At 57.7% G+C, this 17777-nt stretch carries 20 protein-coding genes and 1 tRNA gene; 8 read left to right on the forward strand and 13 right to left on the reverse strand.

From position 1 onward, the window contains the following. Positions 1-27 precede the first annotated feature (27 nt). The 7 genes from accC to Q1A75_RS19015 form a co-directional block, all read right to left on the reverse strand. The gene (accC, locus tag Q1A75_RS18985) at positions 28-1374 is read right to left on the reverse strand and encodes an acetyl-CoA carboxylase biotin carboxylase subunit (RefSeq protein WP_299555110.1); all 1347 of its coding nucleotides are present in this window, start codon (positions 1372-1374) and stop codon (positions 28-30) included. 10 nt (positions 1375-1384) lie between these two features. Next, positions 1385-1879 carry an acetyl-CoA carboxylase biotin carboxyl carrier protein gene (gene accB / locus Q1A75_RS18990; RefSeq protein WP_299555108.1) on the reverse strand — a complete coding sequence of 165 codons (495 nt, stop codon included), beginning with the start codon at positions 1877-1879 and terminating at the stop codon, positions 1385-1387. Between the two features lie 238 nt (positions 1880-2117). Further along, positions 2118-2873 (reverse strand): ABC transporter ATP-binding protein, encoded by a 756-nt coding sequence (locus Q1A75_RS18995; RefSeq protein WP_299555106.1) that lies wholly within the window; start codon positions 2871-2873, stop codon positions 2118-2120. 12 nt (positions 2874-2885) lie between these two features. Then, positions 2886-3650, reverse strand: coding sequence for an ABC transporter ATP-binding protein (locus Q1A75_RS19000; protein ID WP_299555104.1), 765 nt, complete (start codon positions 3648-3650; stop codon positions 2886-2888). 12 nt (positions 3651-3662) lie between these two features. Then, positions 3663-4862 carry a branched-chain amino acid ABC transporter permease gene (locus tag Q1A75_RS19005; RefSeq protein WP_299555102.1) on the reverse strand — a complete coding sequence of 400 codons (1200 nt, stop codon included), beginning with the start codon at positions 4860-4862 and terminating at the stop codon, positions 3663-3665. Positions 4863-4865: 3 nt separating this feature from the next. Continuing rightward, positions 4866-5897 (reverse strand): branched-chain amino acid ABC transporter permease, encoded by a 1032-nt coding sequence (locus Q1A75_RS19010; protein ID WP_299555100.1) that lies wholly within the window; start codon positions 5895-5897, stop codon positions 4866-4868. Between the two features lie 83 nt (positions 5898-5980). Continuing rightward, entirely contained in the window at positions 5981-7318 is a 1338-nt protein-coding gene (locus Q1A75_RS19015) for a substrate-binding protein (protein ID WP_299555098.1), read from the reverse strand. 230 nt (positions 7319-7548) lie between these two features. On the opposite strand from Q1A75_RS19015, the gene Q1A75_RS19020 reads away from it, so the two are divergent. The 5 genes from Q1A75_RS19020 to Q1A75_RS19040 all read left to right on the forward strand — a co-directional run bounded on the left by Q1A75_RS19020 (position 7549) and on the right by Q1A75_RS19040 (position 13575). Continuing rightward, positions 7549-8856 (forward strand): helix-turn-helix transcriptional regulator, encoded by a 1308-nt coding sequence (locus tag Q1A75_RS19020; RefSeq protein ID WP_299555096.1) that lies wholly within the window; start codon positions 7549-7551, stop codon positions 8854-8856. Positions 8857-8946: 90 nt separating this feature from the next. Then, positions 8947-9321 carry a response regulator gene (locus tag Q1A75_RS19025; RefSeq protein WP_299555094.1) on the forward strand — a complete coding sequence of 125 codons (375 nt, stop codon included), beginning with the start codon at positions 8947-8949 and terminating at the stop codon, positions 9319-9321. Beyond that, complete coding sequence (locus tag Q1A75_RS19030) at positions 9318-9614, forward strand: hypothetical protein (protein ID WP_299555092.1); 297 nt, start codon at positions 9318-9320, stop codon at positions 9612-9614. Before Q1A75_RS19025 ends, Q1A75_RS19030 begins: the two co-directional genes overlap by 4 nt. Continuing rightward, the gene (locus tag Q1A75_RS19035; RefSeq protein ID WP_299555090.1) at positions 9611-12292 is read left to right on the forward strand and encodes a sensor histidine kinase; all 2682 of its coding nucleotides are present in this window, start codon (positions 9611-9613) and stop codon (positions 12290-12292) included. Before Q1A75_RS19030 ends, Q1A75_RS19035 begins: the two co-directional genes overlap by 4 nt. A gap of 89 nt (positions 12293-12381) precedes the next feature. Next, on the forward strand, positions 12382-13575 hold the full coding sequence (locus Q1A75_RS19040) for a hypothetical protein (protein ID WP_299555087.1): 1194 nt from the start codon (positions 12382-12384) through the stop codon (positions 13573-13575). A 5-nt stretch (positions 13576-13580) separates the two neighbouring features. Here the strand turns inward: Q1A75_RS19040 and Q1A75_RS19045 are convergent, their stop codons facing one another. Genes Q1A75_RS19045 through Q1A75_RS19060 form a run of 4 tightly spaced genes read right to left on the reverse strand, consistent with a single transcriptional unit; the run spans position 13581 to position 15132 of the window. Further along, positions 13581-14015 (reverse strand): TIGR01244 family sulfur transferase, encoded by a 435-nt coding sequence (locus Q1A75_RS19045; protein ID WP_299555084.1) that lies wholly within the window; start codon positions 14013-14015, stop codon positions 13581-13583. 9 nt (positions 14016-14024) lie between these two features. Then, on the reverse strand, positions 14025-14456 hold the full coding sequence (locus tag Q1A75_RS19050) for a DUF6691 family protein (RefSeq protein WP_299555081.1): 432 nt from the start codon (positions 14454-14456) through the stop codon (positions 14025-14027). Continuing rightward, the gene (locus Q1A75_RS19055; RefSeq protein WP_366142219.1) at positions 14456-14836 is read right to left on the reverse strand and encodes a YeeE/YedE family protein; all 381 of its coding nucleotides are present in this window, start codon (positions 14834-14836) and stop codon (positions 14456-14458) included. The genes Q1A75_RS19050 and Q1A75_RS19055 overlap by 1 nt, the downstream gene beginning before the upstream one ends. Before the next feature lie 53 nt (positions 14837-14889). After that, complete coding sequence (locus Q1A75_RS19060) at positions 14890-15132, reverse strand: hypothetical protein (RefSeq protein ID WP_299555075.1); 243 nt, start codon at positions 15130-15132, stop codon at positions 14890-14892. 108 nt (positions 15133-15240) lie between these two features. On the opposite strand from Q1A75_RS19060, the gene Q1A75_RS19065 reads away from it, so the two are divergent. After that, positions 15241-15504 carry a DUF2312 domain-containing protein gene (locus Q1A75_RS19065; RefSeq protein WP_299555072.1) on the forward strand — a complete coding sequence of 88 codons (264 nt, stop codon included), beginning with the start codon at positions 15241-15243 and terminating at the stop codon, positions 15502-15504. 4 nt (positions 15505-15508) lie between these two features. On the opposite strand, the gene Q1A75_RS19070 is transcribed toward Q1A75_RS19065, so the two are convergent. After that, positions 15509-16000 carry a helix-turn-helix domain-containing protein gene (locus Q1A75_RS19070; protein WP_299592687.1) on the reverse strand — a complete coding sequence of 164 codons (492 nt, stop codon included), beginning with the start codon at positions 15998-16000 and terminating at the stop codon, positions 15509-15511. 307 nt (positions 16001-16307) lie between these two features. Here Q1A75_RS19070 and Q1A75_RS19075 point away from each other — a divergent pair, with 307 nt between their 5' ends. After that, positions 16308-16478 (forward strand): hypothetical protein, encoded by a 171-nt coding sequence (locus Q1A75_RS19075; RefSeq protein ID WP_299555067.1) that lies wholly within the window; start codon positions 16308-16310, stop codon positions 16476-16478. Here Q1A75_RS19075 and Q1A75_RS19080 read toward each other — a convergent pair. Continuing rightward, positions 16475-17350 carry a hypothetical protein gene (locus tag Q1A75_RS19080; RefSeq protein ID WP_299555064.1) on the reverse strand — a complete coding sequence of 292 codons (876 nt, stop codon included), beginning with the start codon at positions 17348-17350 and terminating at the stop codon, positions 16475-16477. The genes Q1A75_RS19075 and Q1A75_RS19080 overlap by 4 nt on opposite strands. 131 nt (positions 17351-17481) lie before the next feature. Between Q1A75_RS19080 and Q1A75_RS19085 the strand changes: the two genes are divergently transcribed. Then, positions 17482-17557, forward strand: a tRNA-Thr gene (locus Q1A75_RS19085). Positions 17558-17777 lie beyond the last annotated feature (220 nt).

Genomic DNA, 17777 nt, shown 5'->3' on the forward strand with positions numbered 1-17777 from the left:
GATCCCTACATTCTTGATCACTGGTCGCTATTCAGCCTGTTCTTCCAGCCATTTTTCCAGCCAGTGGATGTTGTAATCCCCGGTGTGGATGTCCTTTTCAGCTAAAAGCGCATGAAACAGAGGCACGGTTGTGTCGATTCCGTCGATGATCAACTCACCCAAGGCCCGGTTCAGACGTGCAAGCGCCTCGGCCCGGTTGCGGCCGTGCACAATCAGCTTCCCGATCAAGCTGTCGTAGTACGGCGGGATCGAATAGCCATCATAGAGAGCCGAATCTATACGCACGCCGAGACCGCCGGGCGCGTGATACTGCGTGATCCGACCTGGCGACGGCGTGAAGTCTGGCAGTTTCTCCGCATTCAGGCGCACTTCGATCGAATGACCGTTAATCTGCAAATCGTCCTGCTGGAATGACATGTCCATGCCGGACGCCACACGGATTTGTTCACGCACCAAGTCGACGCCAAAGATGGCCTCGGTCACCGGGTGTTCCACCTGCAGGCGCGTGTTCATCTCGATGAAGTAGAACTCGCCATTCTCATACAGGAACTCGATGGTGCCTGCGCCGATATAGTTGATCTTGGACACGGCCTCGGCACAGACACGGCCAATCTCTGCTCGCTCTTCGGCACTGATGGCGGGGCCGGGGGCTTCCTCGAATACTTTCTGATGACGGCGTTGCAGCGAACAGTCGCGTTCGCCCAGATGCACCGCGCGGCCTTTGCCGTCGCCAAAGACCTGGATTTCGATATGGCGCGGGGTGGTCAGGTATTTCTCGATATAGACTTCATCATTGCCAAACGCTGCTTTGCCTTCGGCGCGCGCAGTCATGAATGCGCTTTCCATGTCGGCAGCGGTCTGCGCAACCTTCATGCCGCGCCCGCCGCCGCCTGCGGTGGCTTTGATGATGACGGGATACCCCATTTCATCGCCAAGTTTCTTGGCATCTTCGAGGGTCGCAACACCACCTTCTGACCCGGGTACGCACGGCACTCCAAGCGCCTTCATCGTATCCTTGGCGGTGATCTTGTCGCCCATGACGCGGATGTGTTCCGCGGTGGGGCCAATAAAGGTCAGGCCGTGATCTTCGACAATCTGCACGAACTGCGCGTTTTCGGAAAGAAAGCCATAGCCAGGATGGATCGCTTCGGCGCCCGTAATTTCGCAAGCCGAAATGATGGCTGGAAAACTCAGATAGGATTGCGGCGACGCGGGCGGTCCGATGCATACGGATTCGTCGGCCATACGTACATGCATGGCGTCGGCGTCTGCGGTGGAGTGCACGGCAACGGTGGCAATGCCCATCTCGCGCGCGGCACGGATGACGCGCAGGGCGATCTCTCCGCGGTTGGCAATCAGGATTTTGTTGAACATGTGCAGACCCTTATTCGAGGATCACAAGCGGTGCGCCAAATTCTACGGCTGCCCCATCATCAACAAGGATCCGCTTGACCGTGCCTGCGCGTGGGGCCGGGATGTGGTTCATGGTTTTCATCGCCTCAACGATGAGCAGCGTGTCACCTTCACTGACCTGCTGGCCCACCTTGATAAAGGACGGCGCCCCGGGCTCGGCCTGCATGTACACGGTGCCGACCATGGGGGATGTGACGGCGCCGGGGTCATTGGCGGGATCGGCTGCAGGTTCCGATGCCGTAGCGGCAGCGGCAGGTGCCGCGGCAGGCGCTGCTGCGGCGACAGGAGCAGGGGCGGCGACTTGCGTGACAACCTGTTGCGCTGTCTGGCGCGACACACGCACGTTCAGGCTGTCGTCTTCGCCATATTCGCGTTTGACCTGAAGTTCCGTCAGATCGTTTTCTCGCAGCAGTTCGGCCAGCGCCTGGATAAAGGCCACGTCCGCGTCATGGTTGCTTTTTGTCATTCTTGTCCTCAACGATTGCCAAAGGCGCGCTGCGCGCCCTGCCATGTATGGCCGCGCTTATATCCTTGGATGCAGTTGGTGGAAAGCGCCCATGCTGACGTTTGGTCACCGGGCGCAATCCAAGCCACATGCTGTTGCAACTTCAGTCACAGTGTGAGGTTGAAAGACCTGATGCAGCGACACAAAAAAGGGCCCGCTTCGGGGCCCTTTCGTTCAGTCTTTGCATGATGCATTACCGTCAGATGGCCAGATACTCTGCCCGCAATTCCTCGTTTTCAAGCACTTCGGCAGCTGTGCCGTCGAATACGATACCGCCGGTGTCAAGGATCACAGCCCGGTCTGCCAGTTGCAATGCGCGCACGGCGTTCTGTTCCACGATCACGGTCGTGATTCCCTGCTCTTTGATGATCGTGAGGGTTTTTTCAATCTCGTCGACAATGACAGGTGCCAGCCCTTCGTAGGGTTCATCCAGCAAAAGCACCTTGATGTCCCGGGCCAGAGCACGTGCGATGGCAAGCATTTGCTGTTCGCCGCCCGACAGGGTCGTGCCCTCTTGGGTGCGCCGTTCGCCAAGACGTGGGAACAGGTCGTAAAGCCGTTCGATTGACCAACCAATCGGCGGGGCAATCTGGGCAAGCTTCAGGTTCTCTTCGACCGTGAGACCCGGGATGATGCGGCGATCTTCGGGCACCAAGCCCAGACCTGCCTGACTTGCCTCGTGGCTCGACATCTTGTGCAGCGGTTGGTGGTCCAGCCAAATCTCGCCATGGGTCACCTGCGGATCACCAATACGGGCGATCGACCGCAAGGTCGATGTCTTGCCCGCGCCATTGCGGCCCAGAAGGGCAAGGATCTCACCCTCGTGCACGTTAAAGCTGATGCCTTGCACGATGTAGCTTTCACCGTAATAGGCGTGCATGTCCCATACGCTTAGGAAGGCGGGCGCGGTCTGGGCGTGGCTGATGCCTTTGGAAAAGTCCGGTTTGACGTTCATCTGTTCAGCTCCTCACGCAGCATCTTGGGTTTCGCCCAGATACGCTTCGCGCACCTTGGGGTGGCCCTTGATATTGTCGGGTGTGTCTTCGACCAGCGGTGTGCCTTGGGCCAGAACGGTGATCCGCTCGGCCAGGCTGAACACCACATGCATGTCGTGTTCGATGATCGAGATGGTGATGTCCCGCTCGTCCTTGATCTGCTTGAGCAGGTCGATCGTGTTGTTGGTGTCGGCCCGCGCCATGCCGGCGGTGGGTTCGTCCAACAACAGCAGGCGTGGTTCCTGGGACAGGCACATGCCAATCTCAAGCCGCCGCTTATCACCACGTGACATCGAGGCCGCGTTCATGTGCCGTTTGTCGGCCATGCTCATGTCCTCGAGCACCTGCTCGGCCCGTTCAATGATCTCCTTATCCTTCATCATCGCGGCATAGGCGTTGGCGGTGAAAGCCCCGTCGCGCTTGGCAAAGCAGGGGATCATCATGTTTTCCATGACGCTCAGATCACCAAAGATCTCTGGCGTCTGGAACACGCGGCTGATGCCCATCTGGTTGATCTCGAACGGCTTGCGACCCAATACGGACTGCCCGTCGAACATGACCGACCCGGTGTCGGGGATCAGCTTGCCCACCAGGCAGTTCAGCAGGGTGGACTTGCCCGCACCGTTTGGCCCGATGATGGCATGTACCGTGTTTTCGGTGACGCTCAGGTTCACATCTCCAAGAGCTTGCAGGCCACCGAACCGTTTACCTACGTTTTTGACTTCAAGAATACCCATTGGTTTCTCTCCTTATTCCGCAGGCGTGGTTTTGCCGTCAGGCGTGTCGGTGGACTTCTTCTTGCGACCAAAGAGGCGCGCAACGCGTTGGCCACCCTCGACCAAACCACCGGGCAAAAAGATCACGACCAGCATAAAGATCAGACCAAGGGTCAGGTGCCAACCCTTGCCAATGAAGGGGTAGATCAGCGTGACAACAAAGTCTTCAAGCCCATCGGGCAGGAAGGCAAACCATGTGTGCAGGATGTCTGAATTGATCTTGGACAGGATGTTTTCCATGTACTTGATCGCGCCTGCGCCCAAAACAGGTCCGATCAGTGTGCCCACACCGCCCAGAATGGACATGAGCACGACTTCACCCGAGGCGGTCCAGAACATCCGTTCTGCACCCACCTGCGTGTCCATCGCCACCATCAGGCCGCCGGCCAGACCGGCATACATGCCAGAGATCACAAAGGCGGCCAGCGTGTATGGTTTGGCGTTCAGGCCGGTATAGTTCAGGCGTTGCTGGTTCGATTTCACTGCCCGCAGCATCATGCCAAAAGGTGAGCGGAAGATGCGGATCGACAGGTAGAAGGCCAGCAGCATCACGATGCCTGCAAGGTAGTATCCGGCATTGAAGGTAAAGACCCAAGCCCCGACATCGAGGTTGAAGCTTGATCCCATCTCAAGCCCGAACAGATTGGCCTTTGGCGTGCCACCATTGGCCAATGCGCCGTCCAGAATGCGGGGGTCGTTGATCTTTGGCTGCAGGCCCGTTTCGCCGCCCGTGATCGGTGTCAAAACCGAATAGGCAAGCGAGTAGGACATCTGTGCAAAGGCCAGCGTCAGGATCGAGAAGTAGATGCCTGAGCGACGCAGACTGATCCACCCAACGGCAAGGCTGAAGATGCCTGCCACGATGACCGACACGATGATGGCGGGGATCACGTTCATGGTCAGCAGCTTCATCATCCAGATCGCAGCATACGAGCCCACACCCAGGAAGGCCGCGTGTCCAAAGGACAGGTAGCCGGTGAGGCCGAACAGGATGTTGAACCCGATGGCAAAGATGCCAAAGATTACGAAACGCTGCATCAGGTCAGGATAACCTGCGTTGAACTGCGCCATGCCGGACCCTTCAGGGAAGGGGTTCAGGATGAAGGGGGCCAATGCCACCAGCACGGCAACCAGCAGGAGCAGGCGAAAGTCTTTTTTGTCCAGTCCAAACATGGATCAGTCCTCCATCACGCCCTTGCGGCCCATAAGGCCCCGAGGACGGGTCAACAGAATGATGATGGCCACCAGGTAGATGATGATCTGGTTCAGGCCAGGCAGCACGGCGAGGACCTCCCGCATTGAGGCAAAGCTTTCGAGGATGCCGAGCAGGAAGCCGGCAGCGACAGCACCGGGCAGGGAGCCCATGCCGCCCACCACAACCACCACGAAGCTAAGGACAAGGAAGTCCATGCCCATGTGGTAGTTTGGTGAGTTGATCGGCGTGTACATCACTCCGGCAAGACCCGCGACAGCGGCCGCGATACCGAACATCAGTGTAAAGCGGCGGTCGATGTTGATGCCCAGCAGCTGCACCGTCTCGCGGTCGGCCATACCTGCCCGCACAACCATCCCGAAGGTGGTGAACTGTAGGAAGGCAAACACCGCACCTATGATGACGGCGGCAAAGGCGAAATAGATGATGCGCCAGTAGGGATAGATGATCGTGTTGGGATCAAAGCCCATCATGGCGCCGAAATCGAACGACCCTTTGAACGCGGCAGGGGCAGGGGTCGGGATCGGGTTGGCGCCGTAGTAATACTTGATGATCTCTTGCAAAACGATGGCAAGGCCAAACGTCACGAGGATCTGGTCCGCGTGCGGGCGCTTGTAGAAATGCTTGATCAACCCGCGTTCCATGATGACCCCAATGGCGATCATCACAGGGATGGCAAAGAGGATGGACAGCGGGACGGCCCAGTCGATGATGGCGGCCCCGGTGCTTTCACCGAACCAATCCATCATGTAAGGCACGTCGACCTTCAGCGGGTTGCCCAGAAAGTCCTTTTGGGTTTCGTCCACGACCGTATGGCTGAGGGTCAATATCCGGCTCAGCGTGACAGCACAGAACGCGCCAATCATGAAAAGAGCACCGTGGGCGAAGTTCACTACTCCCAAGGTGCCGAAAATCAGCGTAAGGCCCAGCGCGATCAATGCGTAGGCCGAGCCCTTGTCGAGCCCGTTTAGAATTTGAAGGACAATCGCTTCCATCAGCCTGACCTTTGGTTAAGGGATGGGTGTCCCCGCGGGGACAGGTTGGGAGGGCTGGGGGCCCTCCCAATGTTTTCAGCGGCTTATGCGCCGGGGTTGCAGGACCCCAGCTCGCCACCGAAGATCGATGCGTCGTAGGTGACTTGGCTTGTCGGTGTGACTTCCACGATCTCGAGAAGGTCGAACTCGGATGTCGGGTTCTCTTTCCCTTTCACGACCAGCACGTCCTTGAAGCACTGGTGGTCTTCGGCGCGGTACAGCGTCTTGCCGTTGCCCATGCCGTCGAACTCGAAGCCTTCGAGAGCTTCGGCAACAGCACATGGGTTGAACGAACCGGCACGTTCCACAGCGTCTGCATAGAGCAGGGCCTGAACGTAGCAGGTATGTGCGGCCTGCGACGGCGGGAAGCCATACTTGGTGCCGAAGGACTGAACGAACGCTTTGGAACCTTCGTCCTGCAGCGACCAGTGCCAGTTGGTGGACCCGAAGATCCCCTTCACGTTGGCGCCCGCACCCTTCGCCATCAGGCGCGAGTAGAGCGGAACAACGATCTCGAAGTTCTTGTTGTTCACCAGCTTGTCACGCAGGCCGAACTGAACCGCGTTGGTCAGCGAGTTCACCATGTTGCCGCCGTAGTGGTTCAGAACCAGAACGTCGGCGCCCGATTGCAGAACCGGCGCGATGTAGGACGAGAAGTCGGTCTGTGTCAGCGGCGTTTTCACGGCTGCAACAGTTTCCCAGCCCATGGCTTCGGTCGAGGTACGCACGGCTTCTTCGGTCGTGTAGCCCCAGTTGTAGTCGGCTGTCAGGTGGTACGCTTTACGATCCGTGCCGTAGTTGTTGGCCAGGATCGGCGCGAGGGCCGCGCCGGACATATAGGAGTTGAAGAAGTGACGGAAGCCATTCGCCTTCTTGTCCTTACCGGTGGTGTCGTTGGAGTGGGTCAGACCGGCCATGAAGATAACGCCTGCCTCTTGGCAGAGCGCCTGCACGGCCACGGCCACGCCCGAGGACGAACCGCCAGTGATCATCACGGCGCCGTCTTTTTCGATCATCGACCGGGCCGATGCGCGGGCTGCGTCAGATTTGGTCTGCGTGTCACCCGTGACGTATTCGACCTTCTTGCCCATGATGCCGTTGCCTTGCAGGGCCTTGGACGAGAAAGTGTTCATCAGGCCGCCATCGCCGCCACCGTTCAGGTGCTCGACAGCAAGTTCGTAGGCGCGCAGTTCATCCGCACCTTCGTCAGCGTAGGGACCAGTTTGCGGCACGTTGAAGCCAAGCGTCACGCTAGAACCAGTAGGTTCGTTCGTGAAAGCAGCGGCCGACTGCGCCGTAAAGATCGTTGGTGCAGCAACGCCGGTGCCTGCGATGGCACCGGTCTTGAGCACGCCACGACGCGTCAGATTCATTTTGGACATGAATATCCTCCCAATTGTTGAAAAGCGCGATCCTGCTCCTCAACCGGATCGCGCATGCACTTTTCGTGCAAAGGTACTATCGCGCATGGCTGGAAAATTGCGCAATAAACCCTTTGTTTTGCAGAATTATTTTGTAAACATTTGCACAATACGACGGTATGCTTTGTAAACTTTGTTATGTCGCAGCGCAGAAACGCGTTGAAATGACTTGCAAACGGGCGGGAATGGTAATGGCGCGAGACGCACTAACGGGAACACGGATACGCGAGCGCAGGACAATGGGAAGGCTCAAGCAGTCTGATTTGGCGCGTCAGATCGGCATCTCGGCGTCTTATCTGAACCTGATTGAACACAATCGTCGCAGAATCGGTGGCAAGCTGCTGCTGGATATTGCGGCGGCTTTGGGTGTTGAACCTACCGTATTGAGCGAGGGCGCCGAGGCTGCCCTGATCGCCTCGCTGCAAGAAGCTGCCCAACGCGCGAACATGTCTGATTCCGAAAGCGGGCGGGCGGAGGAATTCGCTGGTCGTTTTCCCGGCTGGGCCGATGCGCTGGCGGCGGCTCACCGCAAGATTGCAGATCTGGAGCGCACGGTTGAAACCCTGAGTGACCGCCTCGCGCATGACCCGGAGCTGGCGGCTTCGGTCCATGAAGTTCTGTCGACGGCGGCGTCGATCCGGTCAACGGCCTCCATCCTGGCTGAAGACAAGACGATCACGGAGGAGTGGCGCAACAGGTTCCACACCAATATCGATGCCGACAGTCGCCGCCTTGCAGACAGCTCGAAGGCGCTGGTGGGCTTTCTGGATGCGGAAACCGGTGAGGCCGCGCCCTCTGGATCCCCCCAAGAAGAGGTGGCGCAGTTTCTGGCGGCGCATGACTACGGCTTTGTATCCCTTGAGGACGGGTCGGGGAGCGTTGACAACCTTGTGTCGGTGGCGCCCGAATTGGTGTCGGTCCAATCCCGTCATCTTGCCCGCACGGTGCTTAACCGTGTGGTTCAGGACAGTGCGCAGGTCGGGATGACCGACTTGCAGGCAGCACTTGCCGAAGATGGGGTGGATGTGATTGCGCTGTCTGATCGCTTTGGCGTTTCTGTCCCGCATATGATGCGCCGCCTTGCTGCTGTCCCGGGACTTGATGCTGGGCTGGTCGTATCCGACCGCGCGGGCAGTCTGCTGTTTCGCAAGGATATCGAAGGTTTCACCATCCCGCGCCACGGGGCAGCTTGTCCGTTGTGGCCGCTGTTTCAGGTGATGGGGCAACCGGGGCAAGTGATCCGTGCGCGGGTTCAGATGCCGTCACGCGACGGTGTCGTATTTGATTGCTTTGCGGCAGCCGAACCCGTCGGTCCGGTGGTTTTCAACGCCCCACCGCTTTTGGAAGCTGCAATGCTTATTCTGCCGGTGCCGGATAGTCCCACGGCAGACGACGTTCCGGTCCAAGATATCGGTCCCGCATGTCGCATCTGTCCGCGCGGTGGTTGTGCAGGACGGCGCGAGCCGTCGATCCTGAGTGATGGGTTCGGAGGTTTTTGACAGCCTGACCAAATACGCACATAGTTGGGCGCGCCGACCAAGAGGTGAAACTGCCGCGGGTTGGTGCGATTTTGGGGAGGAGTCGCAGACATGGGTAAGCATGTTCTGCTCGTTGAAGACGAGATCAATATCATAGAGGCAATCCAGTTTCTGCTCAGCCGCGAGGGCTGGCAGGTGGATACTCATTCGGACGGGGCAACGGCTGTAGAAAAGGTGCGGAGCATGCGTCCCGATTTGGTCGTTCTCGATTACATGCTGCCGGGCAAGAACGGGATCGACATACTGACCGAGTTGCGGGCCGACCCGGATTTTCATCGGTTGCCAGTCCTGATGTTGACTGCCCGCGGCCAAAGCCGTGACCGTGACTTGGCTGAACGGGCAGGGGTCAGCCGTTTCATGACCAAACCGTTTTCAAATACTGAAGTGGTAACGGCGGTTCGTGATCTTGTGCAACTTGCGCAATGACCGACCGAAAGACAAACGCAACCTTGTTTCTGGAAAGGCGAAGCTATCGCCGCCGCCGGGTAATGGACGCATTGCGTCTACTGCCCATTGCGGGATTGTTGTTGTGGTTGTTTCCGGTGTTCTGGCCGAATGCAAAAGATGGCCCTGATGCGCCAGCTTCCGTCTCCATGTCTGGCGCGGTCACTTACGTCTTTATAGTCTGGGGTGTGTTGATTTTGTCGGCCTTGGCATTGTGGTGGGCGTTTGCGCACCGTGCAGGTGAAGCGGCCGAGCCGCCGGAGCGTGATCCATGATATCCGTTAACCAGCTGGTTGCCGTCAGTCTGGTCTATGTGGCGTTCCTTTTTGCCATTGCGTTCTTTGCCGAGCGGGCTTCGGTGCGTGGACGCAGCGGCTGGTTGCGCTCGCCTTTGGTCTATACCTTGTCCTTGTCCATCTACTGCACAGCGTGGACGTTTTACGGCGCGGTGGGTTACGCCGCGCGCTCGGGGATGGAATTTGTCACCATTTATCTTGGCCCCAGCCTGGTGATGATCGGCTGGTGGTGGGTGTTGCGCAAGCTGGTCCGCATCGGACGCGCGCAACGGGCCACTTCGGTGGCTGATCTGATTTCGGCCCGGTATGGAAAATCCAACCTACTGGCCATTGTTGTGACCCTGATGGCGGTTGTGGGCGTCACGCCGTACATAGCGCTGCAGCTGCAATCCGTGACCCTGTCGGTGTCCATTTTCTCGGATCCTGTTCAGTCTGACGGCCTGAGCCAGTCGACGGCCACGTTCTGGGTGGCCTTTGGTCTTGCGATTTTCACTGTCCTTTTCGGCACGCGAAACCTGAATGCGAACGAACGCCATGACGGTGTAGTGATTGCAATCGCCGTTGAGGCGGTGGTTAAGCTGATCGCGCTTCTGGCGGTGGGTATCTTCGTCGTTTGGGGGATTGCCGGTGGCATTGGTCCCATGATGGACCGCATCGACAGCTCCCCCATCGGGGAATGGAGCATGGACCGCAGCCGTTGGGTTGCTCTGACAGCCTTGTCTGCGGCAGCGTTTCTGGCGCTGCCCCGCATGTTCCAAGTCATGGTGGTAGAGAACGAGGACGAACGACACTTGCAGATCGCAAGCTGGGCCTTCCCGCTTTATCTGATGTTGATGAGTTTGTTCGTGGTGCCGATTGCTGTGATTGGCCTCGACATTTTGCCAGCGGGAAGCAATCCGGACCTGTTCGTGCTGACCGTGCCGCTGGCAGAAGGCCAGGGCGGCCTTGCTACGCTGTCGTTCCTTGGGGGCTTTTCGTCAGCCACATCCATGGTGATCGTTGCCACGCTTGCACTTTCCACAATGGTTTCAAATCATATTGTGATGCCCATTTGGTTGAGCGCCCAGGCGGAAGGGGCGCAGGTATCGGGTGACGTGCGCAATGTCGTGATCCTTGCGCGTCGGGCGTCGATCCTGATGATTATCTTCTTTGGTTACTTGTATTACCGCTTGTCCGGGGGTGGTGCCGCTCTGGCTGCCATTGGCCTTATTTCGTTTGTTGGGGTCGCGCAGTTCCTGCCGGCAATGCTGGGCGGTATCTTTTGGCGCGGGGCCACACGATGGGGTGCGCTGGCCGGACTTGTTGTGGGCTTTGTGGTGTGGGTCTTCTGTTCGCTCTTACCCAGCTTTGGGCCTGATGCTGTGCTCAGTGCGACTGTCTTCGACAATGGCATCGCAGGCATGGGGTGGCTCAGACCGCAGGCCTTGTTCGGCGTCGAAGGTATTGATCCGACCGTTCATGCAATTGTCTGGTCCTTGACGCTGAATATGGTTGCCTTTGTCTGCGTGTCTCTGGTGACCTTTCCGCAACCCCTCGAACGGCTGCAGGGCGCGCAATTTGTCAATGTTTTTGACCACTCAACACAGGCTCGTGGATGGGATGCCGCGCCTGCCACGTCCGAAGATCTGATGGTCATGGCGCAACGTATCCTTGGCCCGACGGACGCGCTGTCGCTGTTTCGTGCCGAAGCGCAGCGGCAGGGCCTGAGCGGCCATCTGCCCGAGCCAACGCAGGGGTTTCTGCAAACGCTGGAGCGTGAATTGGCCGGGTCGGTGGGCTCGGCAACGGCGCATGCCATGATCAGCCAGTTGGTTGGCGGCGCTTCGGTCTCTGTCGAAGATCTGATGGCCGTGGCCGATGAATCCGCGCAAATCCTTGAATACTCCAACCGGCTCGAGGCGAAGTCGGCAGAGTTGAGCCGCACGGCGCGGCAACTGCGCGAAGCGAATGAAAAGCTGACAGCCTTGTCGGTGCAAAAGGATGCCTTTCTGGGGCAGATCAGTCACGAATTGCGGACGCCGATGACATCGATCCGGTCTTTCTCGGAGATCCTGCGTGACACTGATGAGTTGGAGCAGGCGGAGAAGACCAAATACGCCTCTATCATTCACGGAGAGACGATCCGGTTGACGCGCCTGCTGGATGACCTTCTTGATCTGAGCGTGCTTGAAAACGGGCAGGTGAGCCTGAACTTGGATACCGGCAACCTGAACGACGTGATCGGGCAGGCGGTGTTGTCAGCGGGTGGCGATCGCAGCACGCGATTGACGGTCAGACATGAGCAAGCGCAGATTGACCGGCCGCTGACCACCGATCTTGATCGGCTACGGCAGGTGTTCATCAACTTGATCACCAATGCGCAGAAGTATTGCGATGCACCACGGCCCGAGTTGCGCATCGACGTGGTAGATCATGGCGATGGGTTGCATGTTGTCTTTCATGACAACGGTACGCCGATACCATCGGAGTCGCGGACGCTGATCTTTGAAAAGTTCTCTCGTATCAATGACAAGGACGGATCGGGCGCTGGTCTGGGTCTTGCCATATGTCGTGAGATTATGGCGCGTCTCGGCGGTGATATCACGCATGAGCCTCGCGCGGATGGCAATGCCTTTATCGTGCATTTGCCTGCCCAAGCTGCGCTCGCTGCGCAATAGGCGGAAAACCTGACCGCCCATAAAGCGGTTGGTAACCTATCGCCCTTACACCCGGGAAACATGTACGGGCCGTAGAAACGGCGGAGTTTATGGGCGAAACCGCGACAAACAACATCTTGGGACGTATCGCAGCAGCGGGCCGGGAAGAGCGTCAGGCACGGGCCATGACGCTTCCCAAGGCCTTGCGCCTCACGCTGGCTAAGGTGGCCGATGCGCTTATGGATCTGCCGATGGCTGTGATTGGTGCCGTGGTCGACAAGATTGACGGAGAAGAGATCGAGGCACAGCTGAAAGATGATGCGCTGTTGATACTACTTGATGGCCTGGGTGGTCATGCGGGTGCGGCAGTCTTGGAACCAATCGTCGTCGGGGGGCTGATTCAACAACAGACTATGGGCAGTGTGCAGGCGGACAGCGGCGCTGTGCGGGCCATGACCCGTACTGATGCCGCCATTTGCGCCCCGTTGCTCGACACGCTTTTTGAACGAGTTTGTCCCATACTGGATGATCCGGATGACGCCCTGTTGCTTGATGGGTTTCGGTTTGGGGCCAAGGCAGAAGACGCGCGTACGCTGGCAATGGCACTGGACGCTCAGAAGTATGTCTTGATCCGTTTGACGGTTGATATCTCACGGGGGGCACGCCAGGGTGAAATCGTTTTGGTTCTACCACTGCCAGATGTACGAGATGCCGAACTTGGCGAGGATGAACCGGAAACAGAGCAAAATGACGTTCCCACGATGACCGATACAGTCATGTGCCTGAATGCAAATCTGAATATGGTTGTCTGTCGCCTTCATCTGCCTTTGAACGCGCTGCAATCCTTGGCGGTGGGTGACGAACTGCCCTTGACGCCAGGTGTCTTTCCGAACGTGCAAATCACGACCAATACCGGCCGTGTCGTGGGCCGTGGCGTCGTAGGGCATGTGGATGGTGTGCGCGCTGTTAAACCGCAACGCAAGCCGGCCCATGCGACGCAACCTTTGCGCCGGGCATCGGATGAACCGCTTGTTGATATGCCCAGAATTGAAGAGATCTCTGGTCCGACGCGGCGTGATGAAGATGCTGTTGGCGTGCCGGAGATCGACGCGGATGCAGGCCCGGTCGCCTTGCCACCTGTCGAGGTTCCAAATGAGATGGCTATCGGCAGTGATGCTGTAGACGAAGAAGCTATCGGGCATGCAGATCTGCCCGCCCTTGCCGACCTACCGGATCTGGATGCGTTGCCTGATCTTGCCGAAATTCCGGATCTTTCAGATTTGCCGGACCTGGCGGCGGGTTGAGCGCGTTAGGTGCCCATTTGTGCGGCTATTGCGTCCAAAGTCGGGCGTAAAGCATCAAGATCGTAACCACCTTTGCGCGCAGTGTGCAGGATGTCGTCGGTCGGCATGCGCCCGGCCTGACCCAAACACCATACTACCGTCGATCGTGTGCCGGATGCGCAGTAGGCTAGAACCGGGGTTTCGGTTTCTTCGGCCAGCGCCCTGTGCTTCGCGATATTGTCGGGTGTCATCGTTTGGTGAGTCAGCGGGAGACGGTGAAACGCCAGCCCTGCCACAAGGGTTGCAATTTCAAGCGCATTGGCTTGAAAGGCAGGGGGGACTTCGCCATCGGGGCGGTTGCAGATCACTGTCTTGATCCCGACTGCCGCAATATCAGGCAGGTCTGCCGGGTCCAACTGCGGTGCCACGAAATAGGTCGGTGTGATCTGACGAATATCCATTCCACCGATTTAGTTTGTGGCCTTCAAACTGTCCAGACCGCGCCGCAGAGGTGGCACCGCCCACATGCCAGCAAGCATCGCGAGCAGGAACAGTGCACCCTGCCAACCGCCATAGGTAATCGATGCGAGTGCTGGGCCCGGACAGAGGCCGACCAGTCCCCAACCCATACCAAACAGGATTGACCCGGTGATCAACGGGCTTGTGATGTCAGAACGTGGCGGGGCAGGGTAGGTGTTGCCTGTCAGCGGTTTGCGGCCACGGGTGAACCGCCATGCAAAGACCATGGGCAACATGGCCCCCCCCATCACAAAGGCCAACGTCGGGTCCCACGCTCCGGCAAAATCAAGAAAACCGCGCACTTTGGCTGTGTCTGTCATGCCAGATACATGCAGCCCCGCGCCGAACAATGCGCCACTGAGAAGGGCGATCAGCCTGCGCATCATAGCCCCAGCCCCACGCGCACAAATGTCACGGTGGCAGCACCTGCGCCAATATGTGCAACCGTCGCCATGAAGCCCCGCATCGAAAGACGCGACATCCCACATACACCGTGCCCGGATGTACAGCCGTTGGCAAAGCGGGTGCCGATCCCGACGCATAATCCCCCGATGATCAAGAGCCATGGCAGAGAGGTGGCGTTGGTGGCCACCTCCCATCCCCCGAGTGTCATTAGTGCCGGCATTCCGATCAACCCAAACAGGAACGACAGCGTGGTTGATCGATCCTGACCCGTTCCGTCCACAAATCCGCCGACGATTCCGCTAGCGCCCATGATGCGGCCTGTGCCCAGTAGCAGTACAGCCGCGGCTGTACCGATCATAACACCGCCTACAAGGCCCCAAATCCATTCAACTGGCATGGCTTACCTCTCGTTTAGCCCAGAAAAATCCCCACGATGACCAGCATGAGCCCGATGACCGAAACAAACAGTGCTCCGAGGTTCAGTGGCAGTACCCGTGCCATCACAGCGCGCATTTTTGTATCATCCAGACCCGCGGCACGCGCGCGCCACACTTTAATGATACACCAGACGAGGCCAATCAGACCCAAGACAGACAGTGCCGCCCCGCCCCAAATCAAGCCGTCCAACAGTGTAAAAGTTGTCTCTTGTTCCATGTCTTTGGGTTATCCGAGCGTTGCTGCCATGGCAAGCGGTCAACGCCCCTTGCGGGAGTGGACATGCGCGGCTATCCAGCAGGTCCATTTAATCCTCAGGAGCGTGCAATGACCGAAACCGCTACAAATGCCGAAAGCTACCGTGTGACGGCAGATGAATTGCGTCAGTTCGTTGAACGGTTCGAGCGGCTCGAGATGGAAAAGAAGGACATTGCCGACCAACAGAAAGAGGTGATGGCTGAGGCCAAGGCCCGTGGGTATGACACGAAGGTCATACGCAAGGTAATCGCGCTGCGAAAACGGGACAGCGATGACATTGCGGAAGAAGAAGCCGTGCTTGAGCTTTACAAGGAAGCGTTGGGGATGAGCTGAGCGGTCAGTCGCCGCTCGTACCATCGCTCTTCTTTTGCGTGGGTGCGTAACTCAACCAACGTAAGGGCAGCGCGCCGCCCTTCGGAACGATTCCGATCTTCACCGGATTGCCAGAGCGCTTGTCGGTCAATTCGAGCGCAGATTCCCCGTTCTTCATGTGCCGGTCACCCCACTGCATCAGTGCCAAAAGCACAGGCGCAAGTTCGCGCCCCTTCTGTGTCAACGCATATGCATGGCGTGTGCGAGAAGAACCATCACGGTAGGCTTCCTTTTTGGCCAACCCGTTTTCGACGATCTGAGCGAGCCGACCGGACAAAACCGATTTCGGTATGCTGATGTCGGCCTGAATGTCTGCAAAACGACCCACCCCGTAAAACATTTCCCGTATTATCAACCAGGTCCAGCGATCGGGAATCTGCTCTATGGCAAGGGCCGCGCCACATTCTGACATAGGCACCGGGCTTTCACGCACTGGCGAATTTTCTGAGTTTGACATTTGAACTCTGCTCTGTCGATTTTATTTTTGTTGACGACATAGTAAACTGAATTGACCTTGCAGACCACTGAAAACACAACAAAGGCAGGCGGTTGCCATTGCGACGCCTTAAGATATGCCTTGTCAGAACTTCCATTAGTCAAAAGACAATGCCACTGCAAAGCTTGCCAATACATGGCTGGCGGTGTGCCTTAGTGTTTCCTGCATGTACCCGCGCATGGCTTTGTGTGCACTGAAAGGACACCTGTGCACTTAACACCCCGGCCTGGAAAATGCGGCGACACGCTATTTCGGTGGCACATGCGGAATGCAACTGGTGACAACGCGACAGGGCACTTCGGGTGTCCTCGTCAAGGTGGGTACATTGGACGATCCTTGCGGCCTTTCCCCGCGTATTGCAATCTGCCACGTAGATGCGCAGAAGTTTAATGCCGTCACGGAAGGGTCGCAGGTGTTCGCTGGTTTGCCCGGCATCTAAGGCGCGATGAGGGTCACGCCTGGAATACGGGCTACGCGCTCCATATCTTCCTCGTAGATGTCGGTCATTGTTTCGATCATCTCTTCGGTCCAACCCGGTGCATTGAGTTCTTCTTCGATCTGCTCTTCGATTGCGAATTTGTCGAGAAATGCCGCAATCACGCGCCGTTTTTGCATCTCTGTCATGGTCGGGTGTGATTTCAGGTAAGCGCGAAAACGCTGCATTCCTTCTTTGGACATGATGTCCGACAGCAGATCGAAGCCGCCCACAATTTTTTCGCCATGTTCTAGACCTGCAAGCTCGCGCACGATCTGGGCCCATAGCATCGGCATGTCCTCGAAGCACCACGTGGTAATGATCACGTCGGGCGCTGCGGTGCGTATGGCCGACAGGGTATCCGACCACCGAATGCTGTAAGGGTCAGCGCCGCGCAGAAAGGCTTGCATGTCTTCTTGCGGGGCATTGTTGAACAAAGCAGGCAGGAACGTGGCAGGGTTGCGGATAGCAAGAAACAACTCAACCTCGTCATGTGCAAAGAGCGCGGACAACTTGGCCATCCGTTCCGGAGCCGACAGATAGATGGTGCCATTGCGCACGCATGAATGCGGAGCGCCAAAAAGGAACATGTGGCTCAGGATCATGCGATCCGCGTTCTCTTCGTCCAATATCAGGTCCATCATGACATCCCGCGCATCTTCAGCGGGCGCGGCGTCCTGCAAGGCGGCTACTGTATCTTTCAAAAGGGGCCGGTACTTACTCGGCCCGGGGACGGCGATACCGCGCTTCGAAAAGTCCTCCTTGTTGCGCAACAGGCAGCGCACCAGCCTGTCTTCCTCAGTGAAGTGTGCGCCGGCATGAAGGACAATTTGCATGTGGTTCGACCTGATAGGCGTGATTTGGGGTGGGGTAGATATACCCGTTTTACGTTGGGAGAAAACCTCTGACATATGACGAAAAACGATCTTGCGCCCGGACGACTCACGGAGTAGACGATGCGCCCAAGGCCCCTATAGCTCAGCTGGTAGAGCAACTGATTTGTAATCAGTAGGTCCGCGGTTCGAGTCCGTGTGGGGGCACCATTTAATATTCTAGGCATATGTTTTAAATGAATTTTCCGGTTGATGGGGTTTTAGTCCATCTTCTGGCCCCCTGCAAATAATGTGAAACAGTGTGTTGCGATGTTCAGACTAGGCACACTTGCGAACCTTTCATGCGTTCGTCCTGACCCAGCCCCCTAATCCGGGCCGTTCAGGTGTAGAATCCGTTCCTGTTTCTTTCTGTTGTTATGGTTGCGGTCAA

It is taken from the genome of uncultured Tateyamaria sp., from assembly GCF_947504105.1.
Classification (GTDB): domain Bacteria; phylum Pseudomonadota; class Alphaproteobacteria; order Rhodobacterales; family Rhodobacteraceae; genus Tateyamaria.

Bases quoted from the DNA above. Each gene is read 5' to 3' on its own strand.
- Q1A75_RS19000 (WP_299555104.1), bottom strand. From the start codon at position 3,650: ATGGGTATTCTTGAAGTCAAAAACGTAGGTAAACGGTTCGGTGGCCTG.
- Q1A75_RS19070 (WP_299592687.1), bottom strand. From the start codon at position 16,000: ATGTCAAACTCAGAAAATTCGCCAGTGCGTGAAAGCCCGGTGCCTATG.
- Q1A75_RS19035 (WP_299555090.1), top strand. From the start codon at position 9,611: ATGATATCCGTTAACCAGCTGGTTGCCGTCAGTCTGGTCTATGTGGCG.
- Q1A75_RS19030 (WP_299555092.1), top strand. From the start codon at position 9,318: ATGACCGACCGAAAGACAAACGCAACCTTGTTTCTGGAAAGGCGAAGC.
- Q1A75_RS19040 (WP_299555087.1), top strand. From the start codon at position 12,382: ATGGGCGAAACCGCGACAAACAACATCTTGGGACGTATCGCAGCAGCG.
- accB (WP_299555108.1), bottom strand. From the start codon at position 1,879: ATGACAAAAAGCAACCATGACGCGGACGTGGCCTTTATCCAGGCGCTG.
- Q1A75_RS19025 (WP_299555094.1), top strand. From the start codon at position 8,947: ATGGGTAAGCATGTTCTGCTCGTTGAAGACGAGATCAATATCATAGAG.
- Q1A75_RS19045 (WP_299555084.1), bottom strand. From the start codon at position 14,015: ATGGATATTCGTCAGATCACACCGACCTATTTCGTGGCACCGCAGTTG.
- Q1A75_RS19010 (WP_299555100.1), bottom strand. From the start codon at position 5,897: ATGGAAGCGATTGTCCTTCAAATTCTAAACGGGCTCGACAAGGGCTCG.
- Q1A75_RS19060 (WP_299555075.1), bottom strand. From the start codon at position 15,132: ATGGAACAAGAGACAACTTTTACACTGTTGGACGGCTTGATTTGGGGC.
- Q1A75_RS19055 (WP_366142219.1), bottom strand. From the start codon at position 14,836: ATGATCGGTACAGCCGCGGCTGTACTGCTACTGGGCACAGGCCGCATC.
- Q1A75_RS19015 (WP_299555098.1), bottom strand. From the start codon at position 7,318: ATGTCCAAAATGAATCTGACGCGTCGTGGCGTGCTCAAGACCGGTGCC.
- Q1A75_RS19065 (WP_299555072.1), top strand. From the start codon at position 15,241: ATGACCGAAACCGCTACAAATGCCGAAAGCTACCGTGTGACGGCAGAT.
- accC (WP_299555110.1), bottom strand. From the start codon at position 1,374: ATGTTCAACAAAATCCTGATTGCCAACCGCGGAGAGATCGCCCTGCGC.
- Q1A75_RS19075 (WP_299555067.1), top strand. From the start codon at position 16,308: ATGCAACTGGTGACAACGCGACAGGGCACTTCGGGTGTCCTCGTCAAG.
- Q1A75_RS19020 (WP_299555096.1), top strand. From the start codon at position 7,549: ATGGCGCGAGACGCACTAACGGGAACACGGATACGCGAGCGCAGGACA.
- Q1A75_RS19005 (WP_299555102.1), bottom strand. From the start codon at position 4,862: ATGTTTGGACTGGACAAAAAAGACTTTCGCCTGCTCCTGCTGGTTGCC.
- Q1A75_RS19080 (WP_299555064.1), bottom strand. From the start codon at position 17,350: ATGCAAATTGTCCTTCATGCCGGCGCACACTTCACTGAGGAAGACAGG.
- Q1A75_RS18995 (WP_299555106.1), bottom strand. From the start codon at position 2,873: ATGAACGTCAAACCGGACTTTTCCAAAGGCATCAGCCACGCCCAGACC.
- Q1A75_RS19050 (WP_299555081.1), bottom strand. From the start codon at position 14,456: ATGCGCAGGCTGATCGCCCTTCTCAGTGGCGCATTGTTCGGCGCGGGG.